The following is an 18,747-nucleotide window of genomic DNA, read 5'->3' as shown; positions in this document are numbered from 1 at the left end:
CGACCATGCAGCAGGAACAGACCGCCCCGGCCCTGAACGAGGTGGCCTACGCCCCGTACCGGGATCCGGAGGAGTTCATCGTCGAGTGGACCGACCGGATCTGGGTGCGCCGCGGCATCGGCCTGATCCGCGAGAACTACGCCCCTGATTCCGTCGTGCACGGCGCCTATGGAACGGTCCGGGGCGTGGAACCGGTGGTCTCCGGGACGCTGCAGAAGATCAACGCGTTTCCGGACCGGGTCGGGCAGGCCGACGACGTGGTGTGGGAGGCGCGCGGCGACGACGCGTTCGTCAGCTCGCACCGCGTGTTCAGCGCGGGCACCCACACCGGGATGTCGCACTACGGGCCGCCCACGCACCGGCCGTTCGCGTCCCGTACCATCGCCACCTGCCTGTACCGGCGCGGCGTCATGCAGGAGGAATGGGTCGTCCGGGACGAACTGGCGGTGGTGCAGGCGCTCGGCCTGGACCCGGACGCGATCGCCCGCGACCTGGCCTTCGCCCCCGGCGGCGTCGTCCGCAGCGCACCCCCAAAGTCTCCGCTGACCCGCGGTGACTCGGGGCCGCGCCCGGACGGCGGGGCGGCGTTCCGGGGCGAGTGCGAGCACGTCTGCGAACTGATCGAACAGGTGTGGAACGGGCGGCGGCTCGACCGGGTCACCGACTGGATCGCCCGCGACGTCACCTGCCACACCGCCGGGCACCGCGACGTCATCCGCCCCGACGGCTACCAGCGGGCCCTGCTGGACCTGCTGGCCCCGTTCCCCGGCGGGCGGATCGAGATCCGCGACGTCGCCGCCAACCACTCCGCCCCGCACGGCGGCGTCCGCGTCGCCGTGGTGTGGGTCCTGCGCGGCGTCTACGACGGCATCCCGCGCTACGGCCGGACCACGGGCTCCCCCGTGGACGTGCTGGGCGCCTCGCAGTTCCTCTTCCGCGACGGCCGGGTCGTCCGGGAATGGCGGATCTACGACGAGATCGCGATCCGCGCCCAGATCGCCCACGCCCGCGGCGACGAGCCGTCCCCCTGACGGCCGTCCCCCTCGGCAACTACCGACCCTGAACGTGAGGTTGTGACATGCGTTTCACCCCTGCCCGTCTCGCCGAGCTGGACGGCGCCTACAAGATCTTGAAGGCGCCCGGCTCCGACGCGCCCGCGGCCCAGACCGACCCGGGCGTCGCCGAGCGCGTCTCGGGCATGCTGGCCGACATCGAGCGCGGCGGCATCGACGCCGTCCTGCGCTACGCCCGCGAGCTGGACGGCTGGGACCGCCCCGACGTGGAGGTCTCCCGCGACGACCTGAAGCGGGCCGGCGACGACCTGTCGCCCGAACTGCGCCGGGCGCTGGAGCTCGGCGTGGAGCGGACCTCGGCGTTCGCCCGCGAGCAGCGCGCCCGCCTGACCGACTTCGAGGTCGAACTCGCCCCCGGCCTGGTCGCCGGGCAGCGGTACGTCCCGGTCCAGCGGGTCGGCGCCTACCTGCCGGCCGGCCGCTTCCCGCTGCTGGCGGGCGCGTGCATGACCGTCGGGGTCGCCAAGGTCGCCGGGGTGGAGACGGTGCTGGCGTGCACCCCGCCGCGCCGCGACGGCAGCGCCGACCCCGCCGTGCTGTACGCGGCGTACCTGTCCGGCGCCGACCGGGTGTACGTGCTCGGCGGGGTGCAGGCGCTCGCCGCGATGGCGTTCGGCCTGCTCGGCGAGCGTCCCGTCGACATGCTCGTCGGCCCCGGCAACGCGTACGTGGCCGAGGCGAAGCGGCAGCTGTTCGGCACCGTCGCGATCGACCTGCTCGCCGGGCCGTCGGAGGTCGCCGTGCTGGCCGACGAGACCGCCGACCCGGAGCTGGTCGCCGCCGACCTGCTCGGCCAGGCCGAGCACGGCACCGAGTCGCCCGCCGCGCTGGTCACCACCTCCGAGGCCCTCGGCGTCAAGGTGATCGAGGAGGTGGAGCGGCAGCTGGCGGGCCTTGCCACCCGCGACATCGCCGGCCCCGCCTGGCGCGACCACGGCTCGGTGACCTGGGCCGCCGACCGGCAGACCGCGGTGGCGCTGATGGACGACCTGGCCCCCGAGCACCTGGAGATCCAGACCGCCGACGATGATTACTACCTGAACGAGCTGCACAACTACGGATCGGTGTTCCTCGGGCAGTGGAGCACGGTCGCCTACTCCGACAAGGGCATGGCGGGCACCAACCACGTGCTCCCCACGGCGGGCGGCGCCCGGCACAGCGCCGGGCTGTCGGTCTCGCGGTTCCTCAAGCCGCTGACCTTCCAGCGGGCCTCGCGGGAGGCGACGCCGCTGCTGGCCGAGGCCGTCGAGGTGATCTCGGCGTACGAGGGCATGGCGGCGCACGGCGCGACGGCGACGCTGCGCCTGGCCCGCTACCGCTGACCCCGACCGAACACAGAAAGGCCGAGAGCATATGGAGACAGAACGCGAATCCGGGCCCGACCGCCCGGCGGGCGCGCCGATCGCCATGAACGCGCCGATCCAGCGGACGATGCCGCCCGACTTCTCCATCTCCGTCCGCCCGGGCAACGGCGCCGACCTGCCCGGCGGCCCGGTGCACGGTGCCCGCCGGCAGCCGATGCGGGGCTTCGAGGACACCTACACCGACATCGTCGACTACATCGTCCGCATCACCCACCGCATCTGGGAGGACCAGGACGTCGGCTACATCTACGACACCTACAGCCCCGGCTGCCGCCTGTACGACGACAGCGGCCTGCGGTACGGCGTCGAGGGCCTGGTGAACGGCACGATCCAGAGCATCAACGCCTTCCCCGACTGCCGCCACTACGCCGACGACGTGATCTGGGCGGGCGACGAGGACCAGGGCTTCGTCACCTCGCACCGCGCCATCAACATCGGGCACCACACCGGCCCGTGGCGCTGGGGCCCGCCCACCGGCCGCCGCCTGGAGACCTGGGTGATCGCCAACTGCGTCGTCCGGGAGAACGAGATCTACGAGGAGTGGGTCCTCTACAACACGGCCGCCAAGCTGGCGCAGCTGGGCATCGACGTGTTCGAGGCGGCGCGCGCGTTCGGCAACGAGGGCGGCGCCCTGCCGTTCGCCGACCGCAACATCACCGAGGTCGAGCGGCTGACCGGCGGACGCAAGCCGCAGCCCTATCCGGCGGCCGACCCGGACGCCGGCTTCGACCTGGAGCACACGGTGCGGGCGCTGTTCCACGACACCTACAACCGGCGCGACCTCAGCGCCATCGACCGCGCCTACGCCCCGAACGTGCGCTGGCACGGAACCACCAACCGCACCGGCTACGGCCGCGCCGACGTGCGCGGCATGGCCCGCAACCTGCTCGCCACCTTCCCCGACCTCGGCATGCACGTCGACGAGGTCTACTGGATGGGCAACGACCGCGACGGCTACGCGGCGTCGGTGCGGTGGACGGCGGTCGGCACGCACCGCGGCTACGGGATGTACGGGCGGCCGACCGGGCGGCGCGTCCACCTGTGGGGCATCTCGCAGCTGTACTTCTCCGGCGGCCGGATCGTGGAGGAGTGGACGCTGTTCAACGAGTTCGACGTCCTGGCCCAGATCCTGCGCGACGACCCGCCCGCCCAGTGATCCGCGTCGCCTGCCGTCAGCTCGCGCCGCGGCTGGGGGACCTGGCCGCCAACCGCGAGCTGACGGCGAGTGCGATCGGCGCCGCGGCGGCGGGCGGCGCGGACGTCGTCGTCCTGCCCGAGCTGGCCACCTCCGGTTACGTCTTCGCGTCGCCGGAGGAGGCCGCGGCGGTCGCCGTGACACCCGCCCATCCGCTGTTCGGGGAGTGGGCGTCGGCCGCCGGCCGGGCCGTGGTCGTCGGCGGGTTCTGCGAACGCGGCGACGACGGCCGCCTGTACAACAGCGCGGCCGTCGTCGACCGCGGCGGCGTCCGCGCCGTCTACCGCAAGACCCACCTGTGGGACCGGGAGAAGCTGGTGTTCACGCCCGGTGACCGGCCGCCCCCCGTGGTGGCCACCGCGGCCGGGCCGGTCGGGGTGCTGATCTGCTACGACCTGGAGTTCCCCGAGATGACGCGGACGCTCGCGCTGGCGGGCGCCCGCCTGGTCGCCGCGCCGGTCAACTGGCCGCTCGTGGACCGCCCCGACGGGGAGCGCCCGCCCGAGGTGGTGATCGCGATGGCGGCGGCCCGCGTCAACCGGATGGCCATCGCCTGCTGCGACCGGTCCGGCACCGAGCGGGGCCAGGAGTGGACCGCGGGGACCGCGATCGTCGGTGCCGACGGCTGGGTGCTCGCCGAGGGCCCCGACGCCGCGGCCGATATCGATCCGGAGCGCGCCGCGTCCAAGGCCGTCTCCCCCCGCAACGACCTGTTCGGCGACCGCCGCCCGTCCCTCTACACCTTGTGAGGGACGGGCCGTCCCGCTCCCACGCCGACTCTGAGTACCGATCGTCCCGGTCCCGCGTTGGCCCTGTGCACGGGCCGTCCCGGTTCCGCGGTGGCCCTTGGGGGCGGATCGTTCCGGCCTCACGGTGGCTTGGAGCACCGATCGTTCCGCTCTCACGTCGGTCTTGGGCGCGGGTCGTCCCGGTTCCACGTTGACCTTGAGCACCGATCGTCTCGGTCTCGCGTTCGCGTTGAAACGGGCCGCCCTGGCCTCACACCCGGTATGAGGCCAGGGCGCTCGCCGTTCACATGCCCTGCTGGGGCGCCGCCCGGTGCGGCTGCTGCGCGCCCTTGCCGCTCGGCTCGAGAAGCGGCAGCAGGCCCTTGAGCGCCCGCTCGGTCTCGCGGCAGGACTGGGCGCACAGACGGCAGTGGGCATGCTGGTCGCTGTGCTCGGCGCACGAGTCGCCGCAGGTCTTGACGGCCTGGATGGCCGCTTCGACCTGCGCCTTGGTCAGCCGGGCGTCGTAACCGGTGTGCCGGGACAGCACGGCGGCGGTGGCCGTGCAGATGTCGGCGCAGTCGAGGTTGTCGCGGATGCAGCGGGCCAGCCGGGGCAGCTCGTCGGCGGGCTCCGACAGACACGAGTCGGCGCATGCGGTGCACGCCTGCGCGCAGCTGGTCAGCGCGTCGATGACATGGGACAGCCGGTCGTGCTCCAGATTGATCTCGGCCGGGTAGGTGTCCAGCATCTGCGCTGTGTACGTCATGGGAATCACCTCGCTATCCGGGTGCTGCCCTACCCTCCGGCGGCCGGGCAAACGTCCGGCGCCGCCGACCGCCGCGCTACTTCGCTGAACACGGTTTCTGGAGTCGTCCACGCAGGCGCGGTACGCGGGGAGGCGACGGATCCCCCAGATGGCCCTTTCACCCACCATGCATCACGATCTGCATGTGAAGCCCTACGGAATGTGGTCAGCGCATGGGGCTTCGTCCACGTCCACGGTGCTCGCGCGCTCGTGGTCCGCGATGTGGGCCGGCAGGCATCGCGGTGCGGTCCGTCCGGATGCGGACGGGGCAGCGGCGGCCGGGAGTGGCTGCTGCGGTTCTCGCTGGTTACGGGCACAATGTCTGCGCGGTCATCTCGCCGCTTCCGCCCCCGGCCGGTGAGAGAGCGCGAGACGACTTCCTCAAGCCACGGCGACACGCCCGTCCAGGCGGCACCGGGTGCGAGGGCACACCGATCCTGATCCGTGGACGTGGAAATGGAAGCTGAGACGCAAGAGGCCCCGGCGCGGCGCACGAACCTTCGGCTGAGGCTGTCCAAGAGGCAGGACCGGCCCCCGGCCTCGGTGTTCGTCGTCGGCACCCTGTTCTCCGGCTCGACGCTGATCGGGCGCGACATGACCACCCGCATCAAGGGGGCCCACTACGTCGGCGAGCTGAACAACTTCACGCAGTTCCCGAAGCTCAGCCACCCGACCTCCGGACGGCGGTGCGGCCCCTGCTCCCTGCTCGGCAAACAGTGCCGGCACTTCACCGACGCGCTGCGGGAACGCGTGTCCTACGACGACATCCTCGGCATGCACGGGCAGTTCGCGCGGTCGCTCGGCGCCTCCGCCATCATCGACGGCAGCAAGTACGTCGCATGGCTGCGGCACGCCGTCGAGCAGCGCGGCGCCGACCCGGCCAACCGCACCCCGGTGGCCGTGATCGCCACGGTGCGCAACCCGTTCGCCTTCGCCATCAGCCACCGGAACCGGACGGGCGAGCCGCTGTGGCGGGGAGCCGAGATCTGGCGGGACACCTACGTCGACGCCCTCCGCACCGTCAACACGTTCGGGCTGCCGCTGCTGACGGTGCGCTACGAGGACTACATGGCCGACCCCGAACGCGCGCTGGAACGCCTCAGCGCCTTCCTGCACCTGCCGCTGGACCCCGAACCGGACAGCACCCGGCTGCACGACACCGGCGGGAACTGGAGCTCCTTCGTGCCCTACGTGGGCAAGGACCAGCTCGCCAAGTTCATCGAGCGCCTGGACGGCCCCGGGCGCGAGGAGGCGGAGAAGTTCGTCGCGCACGCGCGGGCGTACTGGCAGGACGGCAAGCCCGTCGAGGACACCCGCTGGCATCGCAGCCTCAACGTCGGCGAGGCCAACGCGATCCTGAGCGCCCCCGGACTGGCCGACGTGGCGAGCCTCCTCGGCTACAACGTCGCCGAGATCGTCCACACGGCCGTCCGGAGGCGCGGCTGAACACCGGCTCGGCGCGGGCGGTCGCGAGACGCGGTCACGAGACGCGGTCACGAGACGCGGTCACGAGACCAGGGGCTGCTCGTCCAGTTCGGTCAGCTTCACGGTGCACAGGCCGCCGCGCTCGGTCTTCTTCTCCGTCACCGTGAGCCGAGTGCCCGGCGGGAGGATGAACTCCTCCTCGTCGGTGAACGCCGAGAAGCTGCGGATGCCCACGGCCCGGGCGGGGGTGATCTCGAACAGCGTCCGCTTGCCGCGGCTGCCGAGGAACGCCCGCGCCACGCCGAGCTTGGACGTGCAGGAGGACACGCCCCACCACGTCACCGTGCGGCCGGGCGGGTACTGGGCGCGCAGGTCCAGCGACACGCCCCGCCACAGCGGCTCCTTGCGGACCGGCAGCCGCGACACCGCCGAGAACAGCAGCCGCAGGTACGGCAGGTACGGGACGGCCTTGGTCCGGTCCGGGTCGCGCAGGGTGGCGTTGATCCGCCGGTAGAACGCGGACTCGCAGGTGTAGAGGTAGAGCGCGGCGATCTCGTCGGCGGTCGGGCCGTCGGCCGACGCGGCGGCCTTGCGTTCGCCGAACGCGTGCGCCGACTCCACGTGGAAGTCCAGGCCCGGCAGCAGCTTGGCGACCGGCGCGATCGCGTCGCGGAAGGCCATGAGCGGGGTGTCGAACACGCCGGTGATCGGGGGCAGGACGAGCCCCTCGTCTTTGACACCGGCGAGCCGCTCGAGGTAGAGCTGGTGCAGCTCCATGGTGGAGGCGATGAACGCGCCCATGCGCTCGGCCGTGTCCTCGTCCGCCGTGCCGGACTCCGCCGCGGCCTTCCGCCAGCCCTTGCTCGGCAGCCAGTCGATCTGGTCGGCGCCCAGCGCGGCCAGCGCCGCGTTCACCAGCGCGAAGTGGTCGCCCTCGCAGAAGATGTCGCCCTGCGCCGCCGGGTTGGCGTGGTCGATGTGGCGGACCTCGACGGCGGGGTACTTGTTCTGCAGCCGCAGGACGACCTTCTTCAGGTTGCGCGCGTGCGCCCCCCACCACGCGAACACGACGCCGCGGTCGGCCTCGTCGGCGTTCTGCTTGGCCCGCAGGATCTCCTCGATGATCCGCTCGACGACCGGGCGCCAGAACGCGGTGTGCCGGTCGGGCCGCACCGCCCCGTCGGCGCTGGCGGTGAGGGCCGTGTTCAGCAGCAGCACGCCCTGCGTGAGCATCGCCTGGAACCACTCGGGCGGCTGGACGGTGTCGTGCTCCTTCAGCAGTGCGCGGACGTCGGCGATCGGGGTCTTCTTGGGGATGCCGTACTTCCACATCGCCGCGGCCTTGATGATGCAGCGGATGCTGACGACCCGGCCGAACTGGCTGTCCGCCCAGTCGTGGAAGGTGTTGTCGAACATCGCGATGCCGGTGGCGCTCTCCGGCCGCGGGTAGGGGTTCTGGCCGAAGACGACGACCTTCCACTTGTGCGGCGGGTTGGGCTTGAGCGCCTGGAAGGTCAGCTCCCGGACGGGCACGATCTGCGGGCTGCGCCCCGGGCCGACGAACGTGGCCGCATCCGATTGCGCCTCGATGACCGGCTTCAGCAGCGGAAGCCATGGCTCGCCGCCGCCCTTGAACAATTCCGCGAGGGCAGCGGGTCGTTCGGGTCGGGCTGCACGGGGGTTTCTGCGTCGCTCATCGTGAGGCTCCGAATTTGTCGAACCGTGCCGTTTCGGAAACGAGGCCGGACGAGGGTTGGATTTCCACGTGAAAGGCCCTGGAGGTGCGGGGGAGAACCCGGTCCGTCCGCGGGGAGCGGTGGGTTCTCCCGCCGGGGGCGTCGGCTTCCAGGGTCTCGCCCGCGGAAGGCTTGCGGCAGGCTAACACCAGGTCAGAGCGTCCGCAATCGTGACGATCCGGGACGGCTCTCCGGGGGTGGGCGTTCTGTCGGTGGGGCGCGATAGCGTCCTGGACGGTGGAAAGTCCGTCCCCCCGGATCGGAGTTTTTTCATGACCGTCAATCGCTTTCCGTCGCCGCTGCGGGTGGTGCTGACCGACATCAACGACAACGTGGTGGAGGCGTGGCGGTCGGCGTTCGCCGACACTCCCGGAATCGAGATCCGAAACGGCTCGATTCTCGATGTGCAGGCCGACGCCTGGGGCAGCCCGACCAATTCCCGCGGCCGGATGGACGGCGGGCTGGACGCGGTCGTCAGAATGCACCTCGGGGCCGGCATCCAGCTGCGCGTGCAGCGGGCGATCCGCGACGAGTTCGGCGGCCGGCTCCCGGTGGGCGCCGCGGTGTGCGTCCCGTCCGGCGCCGCCGCCCCCCGGTTCCTGATCTCGACGCCGACGATGGAGCGGTCGGCGCAGAACATCAGCGCGACCATGAACACGGCGCTGGCGTGCGCCGCGGCCTTCCAGGCGATCCACCGGCAGAACCAGCGGGCCCCGGGCAGCATCACGTCGGTCGCGCTGGTCGGCATGGGCGCGCGGACCGGCCGCGTCCCGCCGCGGGTGTGCGCCAACCTGATGTGGGCGGGCTACACGCTGTTCAACGACTACCGCTTCGACGACTACGACGAGCTGCGCGCCACGGTCCTCGCGCAACTCGACGACATCGAGAACGCCCCCGAGGACAAGCGGGTGCGCATCGAGCCGCCCAAGCGCCGCGCCTCCCGCCGCTGACCGGGCCGCGAACCGGGCCGCCCGGCGAGCGGCGCATCGGCCCGGCAGGCGCTCGGCGCGACCGCGCGGCACCGTCGCGACGGCCGGGCGGAGACGGGGGGCACCGATACGGCGCACACCGGCCTGCTCGCCGCGTTCGCACCGTTCGGGGCGATCGTCTCCTCCGGAAGTCGTTACGATCGGGGGCCATCGGCTGCGTCGCGGAGGGGGATCATGTCCGATCAGTACAAGGCGGTGTTCGCTCGGTACGACACCGACGGGGACGGCCGGCTCACCGTCGAAGAGGTGACCGCGGCGATCGCGGGAATGTTCCCGGCGGCCGAGGTGAACGACCTGTCCGGGATCGTCGGGGCGCTGTTCGCCGAGTACGACACCGACAAGGACGGGTGGCTGACGGCGGACGAGTTCGTGCCGCTGGCGCAGAACCTGCCCGAACTCGGCTCCGCCAACTGAAACGCCCGGCCTGACGCGGACGCGGTGGTCCACCGCCCGGCCCTCCCCGGTCTTTCGCCGCCGCGGCCGGCCGGTGGACGCCGCGCGCCGTCCGCCCCACTCGCACCGGTGTGGGCCCTGTGGACGGGAGGTCACTTCGGCCGGGCCAGGGCATGGCGTCAACTCGTTTGCGCACGTGGTCCACGGCGCGGACGGCACCCGGCCCGGGGAGGCGCTATCTTGACCGCCGCGGTGACGCCCCGAACGACAGCGCGGAAGGCATGGTGAAGGAACCGAGGAACCGGCATCTGCTCGCGGCCGACCTGGACATGCTGCTGACGGCGGCCGTCCGGGAGGCCGACGACCTGCCCGAGGCGGACGTCGAGCGGGTCACCGACCGGCTGCGCGCGCTCGTGCGTCCCGCCTGGCTGCTGGTTCCGCACGACGGACCGGTGCGGACGGGCGGCTCCCGGATCGGCGGCCGCCCCGACCTGCCGCACGGATGGGACTGGCCCACCGGCGGCAGGGACGGTGCCGGGCCCGCCGCGCTCGCCTTCCTCGCGCAGATCGACCTCGCCGACGTCCCCTGCGCGGCGGACGCGGGGTGGCTGCCTCCCCACGGCCGGCTGTGGTTCTTCCGCAACGAGAGCGGCGTGATCGAAACCGAGCCCGACCACGTCGTCATGCACGCCGACGTCCCCGCCGGCGGACTGCGGCCCGCCGCTCCACCGGCCGGCCTGGACCACCTCATCGACGAAGGCGGCTGCGGCCCCGAACCCGACCGCCCCCAGCCGGTGGTGCTGCGCCGGACGCTGTTCCTGGACGACGACTACAAGTACGGCTGGCACAGCCGGGGCATCGAGGCGGTGGCGGCCGAGCTCGACGAGCACGTGGAAGACGGCGCGTGGGAGTTCTTCGCCCAGGTGCAGCGGAACCTGGTGCGCGCGGCCTTGAACGAGGGGGAGCAGTGGGGCGGCATGCTCATCGGCCGCCCGAACCCCTGCCCGCCTCCGGGCGGGGCATGCCCGTGCGGACGTTCGGCCCCCGCCCACACCCCCGGCTACGACAACGAGGACGGTCCGTGCTCGCCCGCCAGTGACTCCCTGCTCGTGCTCTACGAGGGGTGGGGGGACGGCCCGCTCGTCTTCACGGCCGACGCGACGGCCCCCGCGGCGGTCCACGGCCGCTCGTCACCGGGCACCGAAGCCTGGGTCTACTGAACGAGCAGCCGCCCGGCCTCCCAGCCCCGCCCCGCACCCCGACGGCGTCAGCGGCACGGTGCACCTCGATCAGCGCCGCGGTTGACGCGCCGGCGACCTTGCGGGAGGCCCGCACCTCGCGGCGGAACCGGGCGCGGAACCCGTCGACGTGCACGCATTGCTCGTCCACCAGCGTGACCGCGACCAGCCGTCCGTCCGATCCGGCGCCGGGCGGCACCCTGCCCATGCCGCCCCGGCCGAGCCGGGCGAGCATCCGGTAGCGCCCGATCTGCAGGGGGTCCGATGTCTCCAGCGGTTGCACGAACCACCCCGGTCTCAAAAAGACAATAGCGTCTGAGTGACCGCCCGGCCCGTCGCTTATCGTGGTCGGATGCATGATCCAGGGGCCCGCCGGCTGCCTCGCGGGCGCCATGCCTTGCCGCGCGCGGAGGTGCAGCGAATCCAACGGGCGCGGCTGTGCCGCGCGATGGCCGATGTGATGGCGGAGAAGGGGTACGTGGCCACATCGGTGGCGGACGTGCTCAAACGCGCCGTGGTGTCGCGGCAGAGCTTCTACGAACTCTTCGAGTCCAAACTGGACTGCTTCATGGCCACCTTCGAGGCGGCGGGCGAACTGCTGCTGCGGCGCATCGCCGAGGCGGTCGACGACGGCGCGGGCTGGGCGCTCGGCGGCGGACCGCCCGCCGAGCAGGCGGGGGACCGGCTGGCGCTGTTCGAGCGGGCGATCACCGCCTACCTGCGCGCGCTGGCCGAGGAGATGGCCTACGCGCGGCTGTTCCTCGTCGAGGTGCACGCGGCCGGGCCCGAGGCGCTGCGGCGGCGCGCCCGGCTGCAGGAGGCCATCACCGAGGCGCTCGCCGACCTGCTGGGGGCGACGGACGAGGCGGGCCGCTTCGGCTGCCGGGTGGTCGTGGCGGCGACCGGCGCGATGGTGACCACGGCCGTCGCCGAGGGCGACCCGGACGCGCTGCGGGCCCTCGGACCGCCGCTGATCGGCCATGTGCGCGTGCTGTGGAACGCCGGAGTCTTCACCGGGTCCGCGGGGCAGGCCGGCACCCCCTGACCTGGCCGTTCGGTCCGGCGCGGTGCCGCATGACGCGCGGCGTCCGCGCGTCCGCCGTCCGTCATCTGCCGGAAAAGGGCACCCGCCCCCCTTCGTGATCATGTAATTTCCGTGATCATCCCATTGCGGGGCGCAGCGAATCAGAGGAGGACGGGTGCCGCAGGAACTCCGCCGACGCGACTTCGGCAGGCTCATGGGACTGGCCGGGCTCGGCCTGGCCGTGCCCGCCCTGGCCGGGGGCTGCTCGACGCAGGCGCGCACGGCCGCCCGGACGGGCGCCGCGGCGGCCCGGACGTGGCGGGTCACCGGGACGGCGGGCGCCGGGCTGGAAGGGTTCGACGCGGCCGTCAAGAAGCTGATGCAGGACCGCGGCATCCCGTGCGGGGCGCTGGCCGTGATGCGCAACGGCAGGCTGCTGCACGCCCGCGGCTACACCTGGAGCGACGACCCCGCGCTGACCGTCCAGCCCACGTCCCTGTTCCGGCTCGCCAGCCTCAGCAAGCCGATCACCGCGACGGCCGTCATGACGCTCGTGCAGGCGGGCCGGCTGAGCCTGTCGACGCCGGTCACCGACCTGCTGACGCTGACCCCGCCGCCCGGCCGGTCGCTCGACCCGCGGCTCGGCCGGGTGACGGTGCGGCGCCTGCTCCAGCACCTCGGCGGCTGGGACCGGAACATCTCCGGCGACCCGACCTACAAGGACCGCGCCATCGCCCAGCTGCTGAACGTCCCGCTGCCGATCACCCGCGAGCACATGGTCCGCTACGGGGCGGGCCTGCCGCTCGACCACGACCCCGGCACCGCCTACGCCTACAGCAACTACGGCTACCTGCTGCTCGGCCAGATCATCGAGGAGGTCTCGGGCATGGGGTACGCCGACTACGTCCAACGCCACGTCCTGGAGCCGGTCGGCATCACCCGGATGCGTCCCGGCAAGACCATGCGGGCCGACCGCGCGCCGGGCGAGGTCCCCTACTTCTCGCAGCGGACCGGCCCGTCGGTGTTCGACGCGGCCGGGACGACCGTCCCCGCCCCCTACGGCACCTTCAACGTGGAGAACCGCACCGCGATGGGCGGCTGGCTGGCCTCCGCCGTCGACTACGTGCGCTTCACCACGATCCTCGACGGCGGGACGAGCGTGCTGAACGACTCCTCCATCGCCTCGATCTTCGCCAAGCCGGAGACCGGGCTGAACTCCGGCGGCTCCTACTACGGCTTCGGCTGGTTCGTCCGGGACGTGACCGGCGGCCGCAACACCTGGCACGACGGCGCCTACGACGGCACCAGCACGATCGTCACCCGCCGCTACGACGGCGTGACGTGGGCGCTGCTGTTCGACCAGCGCGACGACCCGTCCGGCCTGACCTACACCTACAGCGACTTCAGCGCGCCCCTGCACACTGTCGCCAACAACCTGAAGACCTGGCCGACCAAGGACCTGTTCGGCGACTACTTCTAGCCGCGCGACCCGCCCGCCACCGGAACCCGGCGGCCGTGCTTGTCCCCCGTGCGAGCTACACGCGAATGTCCACTGTGCGGGGAAGATTCCGGGCCGGCGAATCCCTAGCGTTTCTCCACGTCACCGCGGCGTTCCGGCCGCGCGATCCCGCTAAGGAGTCGTCATGCGAGTGTTGGGGCAACTGCTGGCGCAGTTCGCGGCCGTCGCCGCGGTCGCCTTCGTCGGCAGCACGGGCGCCGCCGCCGTCGAGGGGAACGGGCCGCTCACCATGGTCGTCGGCGTCGCGACGGCCGTGCTGGCGGTCGTCGTCTACCGATGGGTGGTGCGGTGGACCGAGCGCCGCGCGCCGGAGGAGGTGGCGGGCAAGGGCGCCGTCCCCGCCTTCGGCCGCGGACTGGTGATCGGCGTCGCGATGTTCTCGGCCGTCATCGGGAACATCGCCTTCAACGGCGCCTACCACGTCGAGGGCCTGGGCTCGGTGGAGGGCGCGATCGGGTTCGTCGGCTTCATGGCCGCCGCCGCCACGACCGAGGAGCTGATGTTCCGCGGCGTGCTGTTCCGCATCATCGAGCAGCGCCTGGGCACCTGGATCGCGATGACGCTGACCGGCGTGCTGTTCGGCGCCTTCCACCTGGCCAACCCGCACGCCAGCCTGTGGGGCGCCGTCGCCATCATGATCGAGGCCGGCGGCATGCTCGCCGCCGCCTACGCCGCCACCCGCAACCTGTGGGTGCCGATCGGCCTGCACTTCGGCTGGAACTTCGCCGCGGCCGGCATCTTCAGCACCGAGGTGTCCGGCAACGGCGCGACGGAGGGGCTGCTGCGCAGCGAGATCTCCGGCCCGGCCTTCTACACCGGCGGCGCGTTCGGACCGGAGGCCAGCCCGCCCGCCATCACCTTCGGCGTGCTGGTGACGATCGTGTTCCTCTGGCTGGCCCGCCGGCGCGGCAACATCGTTCCCCGCCGGCGCTCCGCCCGGGCCGCCGCGACCGCTACCCTCTCCCAGTGACCGATCTTCGGCGCATCCCGGAGCTGTGGCGGCGGTGCGACGTCACGGTCCGGGACCTGCCGCTCGCGCTGCTGCTCACCGTCATGTCGCTGCTGCCGGCGCTCCAGGGCGACGGGACGCGCATCGGCGAGGCGCCGGCCAGGACCTACGACGCGCTGGCCGTCGCGGCGGTCGCCCTGCAGGGCATGCCGCTCGCGGTGCGGCGGCGGTGGCCGGCGGTCTGCCTCCTGCTGGTGGTGCTCGGCTTCGCCGTCGACCAGCTCCGCGGCTACCACGCGTACGCGGGCGCCGCGCTGCCGGTCGCGCTGCTGAGCGCGGGCGCCCATCTGGAACGCCGCCGCCGCCTCACCGCGATCGGGTTGTCGGCGGCGTACGTGCCGTTGGCGGTCGCGCTCGACCGGCTCGGCTCGACTGCGGGAGTGGCGGAGTACGTGATGTTCTACGTGACGCTCGCGGGCGCGTGGGGCATCGGATCCTGGCTGCGTTCCACGCGGCTGGCCGAGGCCGAACGCCGCCGCCGCGTCGCCGAGGCCACCCGCGCGGCCGAACGCGCCCGCATCGCCCGCGACCTGCACGACGTGGTGACCCACCATGTGACCGCCATGGTGGTGCAGGCCGAGGCGGCCCGGTACCTGACCGCCGCCCCCGACCGTCTCGACGCCACGTTGAGCGCCGTGACCGACACCGGGCGGCGCGCCATCACCGACCTGCGGCACCTGCTGGACGTGCTCAACCCCGACCACCAGGGCACCGGCGACCGGACGCCGACCACCGGCGACCTGCACGCACTGGTGGAGCAGACGCGCCGGGCGGGGCAGCCGGTGGAGTTCACCATGGAGGGCACTCCGGCGCAGGTCGGCGGCAGCGCCGAGCTGGTGGCCTTCCGGGTGGTGCAGGAGGCTTTGACGAACGCCCTCAAGTACGCCCACGGCAGCCGCACGGCGGTCGGCGTGCGCCATGGCGAGAAGGAGATCACCGTGGAGGTCAGCACCGACGGCACCGGCTCGCGCGCCGCGTCCCCCGGCGGGAGCGGGCGGGGCCTGGCCGGGCTCCGGGAGCGCATCGACGCGCTGGGCGGCGACTTCACCGCGGCCCCGCGACCCGACGGCGGCTTCGTCGTCCGCGCCCGCATCCCCGCCGGGAGCCCGTCGTGAGCGCACCCATCCGGGTCCTGGTCTGCGACGACCAGGCGCTGATCCGCACCGGATTCGTCACCATCATCGACGCGCAGCCCGACATGGAGATCGTGGGCGAGTGCGAGGACGGGCGCACCGCGGTCGACCTCGCCCGCAGCCTGCACCCGGACGTGGTGGTCATGGACGTGCGGATGCCGGTGCTCGACGGCATCGAGGCGACCCGCCTGCTCGCCGGCGTCGGGGTGGAGCAGCCCGTCAAGGTGCTCGTGGTGACGACGTTCAACCTGGACGAGTACGTGTACGAGGCGCTGCGCGCGGGCGCGAGCGGCTTCCTGCTCAAGGACGCCCCGCCCGCGCAGCTGCTGCACGGCATCCGCACCGTCGCCACCGGCGCCGCGCTGCTGGCCCCGGAGGTGACGCGGCAGCTCGTCGGCAAGTACGCGGCGCGGATCCGGCCCGCCGAGGCCACGCCGGACGACGTCGCGCTGACCCCGCGCGAACTGGAGGTGCTGCGCCTCATCGCCAACGGCCTGTCCAACAGCGAGATCGCCGCGACGCTGGTGATCAGCCAGGAGACCGTGAAGACGTACGTGTCGCGCATCCTCACCAAGCTCGACCTGCGCGACCGGGTGCAGGCGGTCGTCTACGCCTACCGCAGGGGCCTGGTGACCTGAGGCCGCCGCGTCGGACGCCCCTTCGGCCGGGCACTCTGTCAGCCGGCGCCCCGTCAGCGGGTTCGCAGCCAGTCGCGGTAGCGCGTGGCGGCGATGCGGGCGCCATCGGACGCGGTGAGCACGTCCCCCTCGGCGGCGGCGAACTGGCCGGCGGTCTCGTCGGTGACGACGCGGCGGCCGTCGCCGGTCGCCTCCAGGGTGATGCGGCCGAGCTCGTCCAGCGGGAAGACCTCGGGCCCGGCGATCTCGCGGGTGCCCAGCAGCGGGTCCCCGGCGGCGACCTCGGCGACCGCGGCGGCGACCTCGGCGGAGCTGATGGGCTGGACCGGGGTGGACGGCAGACGCACGACGCCGCCGTCGGTGGTCGCGTCCAGTACCGCCGGAATGAACTCCATGAACTGGGTGGCGCGCACGATCGAATACGGGACGGGCCCCGCCTTCACCAGGTTCTCCTGCAACGTCTTGGCCCGGTAGTAGGCCAGGCCGGGCACCCGGTCGACGCCCACGATCGACAACATGACGATGTGCCCGACGCCGGCCTTCGCGGCGGCGGGGAGCAGGTGGCCGGCCGAGGCGCGGAAGAAGCCGAGGGACGCCTCGTCGAAGGTCGGCGAGTTGCTCACGTCCACCACGGCACGGGCGCCGCGCACCGCCTCGTCGAGGCCCGCGCCGGTGAGCAGGTCGAGCCCGGTGGAGCGGGAGTGCCCGGCCGCGTCGTGCCCGGCCGCGACGAGGTCGCGCACGACCTGGGAGCCGATGAGACCGGTGCCGATGACTGCGATCCTCATGGCCTCTCCTTCCCTCCGACCTGGGCGTTCTACCCCGCCAAGGGCAGGTGATCCCGCGTCCGCACATGCCGCCCGCCCGTTCTCCGCGGCCCTCCCGGACGGGCACGAGACAGCCGGCCCCGCCGGAGGGCGGTGGACCGGAGCCGAGACTCCCGGTGTGACTTTCGTCGCTCGCGCGGAGATGGAGCAGGTCGTGCGGCCGGTCGCGGTCGCCGGGCGCTTCATCTCCGCACGGGCCGAGGTGATCCGCCGTCCGGCGTCGATACGCTACTTCCGTAGAGACGGCGTCGGCTCCGGGAAGCGACCCCCATGACAGAGCTCCCCCCTTCTGCGGACCTGCGTACTGACGAGCCGCACCCCGCGCGGGTCTACGACTTCTATCTCGGCGGCAAGGACCACTTCACCGTCGACCGCGAGTTCGGCGAGCGGGTGCTGGGCATCTGCCCGCAGTTGCGGCCGCTGGCGCGGGCCAACCGCAGGTTCCTGGTGCGCTCTGTCGGGCTGCTCGCGCGCGACTACGGCATCCGGCAGTTCCTGGACCTCGGCACCGGACTGCCGACCTCGCCCAACCTGCACGAGGTCGCCCAGGGCATCGCCCCCGAGTCCCGGGTCGTGTACGTCGACAACGACCCCATCGTGCTCGTCCACGCCCGCGCGCTGCTGACCAGCCGTCCCGAGGGCGCCACCGACTACATCGACGCGGACGTCGTCGACATCGACCGCATCATCGAGCAGGCGGCCCGGACCCTCGACTTCACCCGGCCCATCGCCGTCAGCGCGCTGGCCCTGTTCCACTTCCTGCCCGACCCGCAGCCCGCCGAACTGCTGGCCCGTCTTTGCGGCCGGCTGGCCCCCGGCAGCTTCCTGTCGATCAGCCACGTGCTCCCGGCGCTGCGCGACGTCGCCGCCGCGTACCAGCAGGCGATGGGCCTGGGCACCCTGCGCGACAGGGACGAGATCAAGGCCCTGTTCGGCGACTTCGAGCTGCTCGAGCCGGGCCTGGTCGCAGCGCACCTCTGGCGGCCCGAACTGGATCCCGACGGGGAGGAGCCGGGCGACGAGATCGCGGACCTGGGAGTCTGCGGGGTCGCCCGCAAGCCGGTGCGATAGCCGACCTCGGCCGCGGCGGCCGCGTCCCGCGACCGCGCCTGCATCGTCCCGCCCGTGTGGCCGATCGCCGCGTCGGCGCATCGACCGGCCTGGCGGCGCGCCCTTCGTTCCATGCCGCCCGGGAATCTAACCACGGCGAGATAGTCTCAGATGAGAGTTTCTCATAAGATGTATACGGGCGGCATCCGCGAACACAGGGCAGAACGATGCGCGATCCAAGGGGCGCCCGCGCCGGCGCGTCTCAGTCCGTCCGGGTGCCCGCGACCGTCAGCTGGGCGCTGGCCGGCATCGCGGTGCTGCTCGTCGGGCACGTGTTCGCCTGGCTGTATCCGCCGCAGGGACTCACGGACGTCTTCCACCTGGTCTGGGGCGTGGCCTGCGCATGGCCGGCGCTGCTCCTCCGGCGGCCGTGCTCATGGGCCCGGAACCGGCTGACGGGCCTGCTGGCGGTGCAGCTCGTCGGCAGGCCGGTGGTGTTCGCGGCCGACGACCGGCTCCTGCTCCGCACGCTCGTCGTCATCGGCTGGGGGTGACGGTGGCCGTATCGGGGCTGCTGTGGCCCGGTCCCTCCCGCCGC

General features: G+C 72.7%; 18 protein-coding genes. 15 read left to right on the top strand and 3 right to left on the bottom strand.

Going from position 1 to position 18,747, the window contains the following annotated elements; genetic code table 11:
- Positions 1–5: 5 nt before the first annotated feature.
- From ABD879_RS01635 to ABD879_RS01620, 4 genes are read left to right on the top strand one after another with little or no spacing between them, the layout of a single operon-like run.
- Positions 6–1,031, top strand: a complete 1,026-nt coding sequence (locus tag ABD879_RS01635) for an ester cyclase (protein WP_345016662.1) — start codon at positions 6–8, stop codon at positions 1,029–1,031.
- 47 nt (positions 1,032–1,078) lie between these two features.
- A complete protein-coding gene (gene hisD, locus ABD879_RS01630; RefSeq protein ID WP_345016660.1) occupies positions 1,079–2,395 on the top strand; it encodes a histidinol dehydrogenase in 1,317 nt (438 codons plus the stop codon).
- A 31-nt stretch (positions 2,396–2,426) separates the two neighbouring features.
- The gene (locus ABD879_RS01625) at positions 2,427–3,593 is read left to right on the top strand and encodes an ester cyclase (protein WP_345016658.1); all 1,167 of its coding nucleotides are present in this window, start codon (positions 2,427–2,429) and stop codon (positions 3,591–3,593) included.
- Positions 3,590–4,381, top strand: coding sequence for a nitrilase-related carbon-nitrogen hydrolase (locus ABD879_RS01620; RefSeq protein WP_345016656.1), 792 nt, complete (start codon positions 3,590–3,592; stop codon positions 4,379–4,381). Before ABD879_RS01625 ends, ABD879_RS01620 begins: the two co-directional genes overlap by 4 nt.
- 283 nt (positions 4,382–4,664) lie before the next feature.
- Here the strand turns inward: ABD879_RS01620 and ABD879_RS01615 are convergent, their stop codons facing one another.
- A complete protein-coding gene (locus tag ABD879_RS01615; RefSeq protein WP_345016654.1) occupies positions 4,665–5,129 on the bottom strand; it encodes a four-helix bundle copper-binding protein in 465 nt (154 codons plus the stop codon).
- Between the two features lie 495 nt (positions 5,130–5,624).
- On the opposite strand from ABD879_RS01615, the gene ABD879_RS01610 reads away from it, so the two are divergent.
- Positions 5,625–6,614, top strand: coding sequence for a sulfotransferase (locus tag ABD879_RS01610; protein WP_345016652.1), 990 nt, complete (start codon positions 5,625–5,627; stop codon positions 6,612–6,614).
- 60 nt (positions 6,615–6,674) lie between these two features.
- On the opposite strand, the gene ABD879_RS01605 is transcribed toward ABD879_RS01610, so the two are convergent.
- A complete protein-coding gene (locus tag ABD879_RS01605) occupies positions 6,675–8,231 on the bottom strand; it encodes an ADP-ribosyltransferase domain-containing protein (protein ID WP_345016650.1) in 1,557 nt (518 codons plus the stop codon).
- A 370-nt stretch (positions 8,232–8,601) separates the two neighbouring features.
- Here ABD879_RS01605 and ABD879_RS01600 point away from each other — a divergent pair, with 370 nt between their 5' ends.
- The 8 genes from ABD879_RS01600 to ABD879_RS01565 all read left to right on the top strand — a co-directional run bounded on the left by ABD879_RS01600 (position 8,602) and on the right by ABD879_RS01565 (position 16,272).
- Positions 8,602–9,279 (top strand): macro domain-containing protein, encoded by a 678-nt coding sequence (locus tag ABD879_RS01600; RefSeq protein WP_345016648.1) that lies wholly within the window; start codon positions 8,602–8,604, stop codon positions 9,277–9,279.
- Positions 9,280–9,492: 213 nt separating this feature from the next.
- Positions 9,493–9,732, top strand: coding sequence for an EF-hand domain-containing protein (locus ABD879_RS01595; protein ID WP_345016646.1), 240 nt, complete (start codon positions 9,493–9,495; stop codon positions 9,730–9,732).
- Between the two features lie 260 nt (positions 9,733–9,992).
- On the top strand, positions 9,993–10,931 hold the full coding sequence (locus ABD879_RS01590) for a DUF1963 domain-containing protein (protein ID WP_345016644.1): 939 nt from the start codon (positions 9,993–9,995) through the stop codon (positions 10,929–10,931).
- 430 nt (positions 10,932–11,361) lie between these two features.
- Positions 11,362–11,994, top strand: coding sequence for a TetR/AcrR family transcriptional regulator (locus ABD879_RS01585; protein WP_345016642.1), 633 nt, complete (start codon positions 11,362–11,364; stop codon positions 11,992–11,994).
- 154 nt (positions 11,995–12,148) lie between these two features.
- Entirely contained in the window at positions 12,149–13,453 is a 1,305-nt protein-coding gene (locus ABD879_RS01580) for a serine hydrolase domain-containing protein (protein ID WP_345016640.1), read from the top strand.
- A gap of 163 nt (positions 13,454–13,616) precedes the next feature.
- On the top strand, positions 13,617–14,462 hold the full coding sequence (locus ABD879_RS01575; protein WP_345016638.1) for a CPBP family intramembrane glutamic endopeptidase: 846 nt from the start codon (positions 13,617–13,619) through the stop codon (positions 14,460–14,462).
- A complete protein-coding gene (locus tag ABD879_RS01570; protein WP_345016636.1) occupies positions 14,459–15,616 on the top strand; it encodes a sensor histidine kinase in 1,158 nt (385 codons plus the stop codon). The genes ABD879_RS01575 and ABD879_RS01570 overlap by 4 nt, the downstream gene beginning before the upstream one ends.
- Positions 15,613–16,272 carry a response regulator gene (locus ABD879_RS01565; protein WP_345016634.1) on the top strand — a complete coding sequence of 220 codons (660 nt, stop codon included), beginning with the start codon at positions 15,613–15,615 and terminating at the stop codon, positions 16,270–16,272. The genes ABD879_RS01570 and ABD879_RS01565 overlap by 4 nt, the downstream gene beginning before the upstream one ends.
- Before the next feature lie 53 nt (positions 16,273–16,325).
- Here ABD879_RS01565 and ABD879_RS01560 read toward each other — a convergent pair whose 3' ends face one another.
- Positions 16,326–17,060, bottom strand: a complete 735-nt coding sequence (locus ABD879_RS01560; RefSeq protein WP_345016632.1) for an SDR family oxidoreductase — start codon at positions 17,058–17,060, stop codon at positions 16,326–16,328.
- Positions 17,061–17,369: 309 nt separating this feature from the next.
- Between ABD879_RS01560 and ABD879_RS01555 the strand changes: the two genes are divergently transcribed.
- Positions 17,370–18,170 (top strand): SAM-dependent methyltransferase, encoded by an 801-nt coding sequence (locus tag ABD879_RS01555; RefSeq protein ID WP_345016630.1) that lies wholly within the window; start codon positions 17,370–17,372, stop codon positions 18,168–18,170.
- Positions 18,171–18,424: 254 nt separating this feature from the next.
- A complete protein-coding gene (locus tag ABD879_RS01550) occupies positions 18,425–18,703 on the top strand; it encodes a hypothetical protein (protein ID WP_345016627.1) in 279 nt (92 codons plus the stop codon).
- The last annotated feature ends 44 nt before the right edge of the window (positions 18,704–18,747 follow it).

The sequence above is a fragment of the Actinomadura keratinilytica genome, assembly GCF_039539665.1.
Classification (GTDB): Bacteria; Actinomycetota; Actinomycetes; order Streptosporangiales; family Streptosporangiaceae; genus Spirillospora; species Spirillospora keratinilytica.
The sequence above is the reverse complement of the archived record's forward strand: the minus strand, read 5'-3'. Positions and strand labels throughout refer to the sequence as shown.

What these genes read in the sequence shown, in the direction of transcription:
- ABD879_RS01635 (WP_345016662.1), top strand. Translation starts at nt 6, where the DNA reads ATGCAGCAGGAACAGACCGCCCCGGCCCTGAACGAGGTGGCCTACGCC.
- hisD (WP_345016660.1), top strand. Translation starts at nt 1,079, where the DNA reads ATGCGTTTCACCCCTGCCCGTCTCGCCGAGCTGGACGGCGCCTACAAG.
- ABD879_RS01625 (WP_345016658.1), top strand. Translation starts at nt 2,427, where the DNA reads ATGGAGACAGAACGCGAATCCGGGCCCGACCGCCCGGCGGGCGCGCCG.
- ABD879_RS01615 (WP_345016654.1), bottom strand. Translation starts at nt 5,129, where the DNA reads ATGACGTACACAGCGCAGATGCTGGACACCTACCCGGCCGAGATCAAT.
- ABD879_RS01610 (WP_345016652.1), top strand. Translation starts at nt 5,625, where the DNA reads ATGGAAGCTGAGACGCAAGAGGCCCCGGCGCGGCGCACGAACCTTCGG.
- ABD879_RS01600 (WP_345016648.1), top strand. Translation starts at nt 8,602, where the DNA reads ATGACCGTCAATCGCTTTCCGTCGCCGCTGCGGGTGGTGCTGACCGAC.
- ABD879_RS01595 (WP_345016646.1), top strand. Translation starts at nt 9,493, where the DNA reads ATGTCCGATCAGTACAAGGCGGTGTTCGCTCGGTACGACACCGACGGG.
- ABD879_RS01590 (WP_345016644.1), top strand. Translation starts at nt 9,993, where the DNA reads ATGGTGAAGGAACCGAGGAACCGGCATCTGCTCGCGGCCGACCTGGAC.
- ABD879_RS01575 (WP_345016638.1), top strand. Translation starts at nt 13,617, where the DNA reads ATGCGAGTGTTGGGGCAACTGCTGGCGCAGTTCGCGGCCGTCGCCGCG.
- ABD879_RS01560 (WP_345016632.1), bottom strand. Translation starts at nt 17,060, where the DNA reads ATGAGGATCGCAGTCATCGGCACCGGTCTCATCGGCTCCCAGGTCGTG.
- ABD879_RS01555 (WP_345016630.1), top strand. Translation starts at nt 17,370, where the DNA reads ATGACAGAGCTCCCCCCTTCTGCGGACCTGCGTACTGACGAGCCGCAC.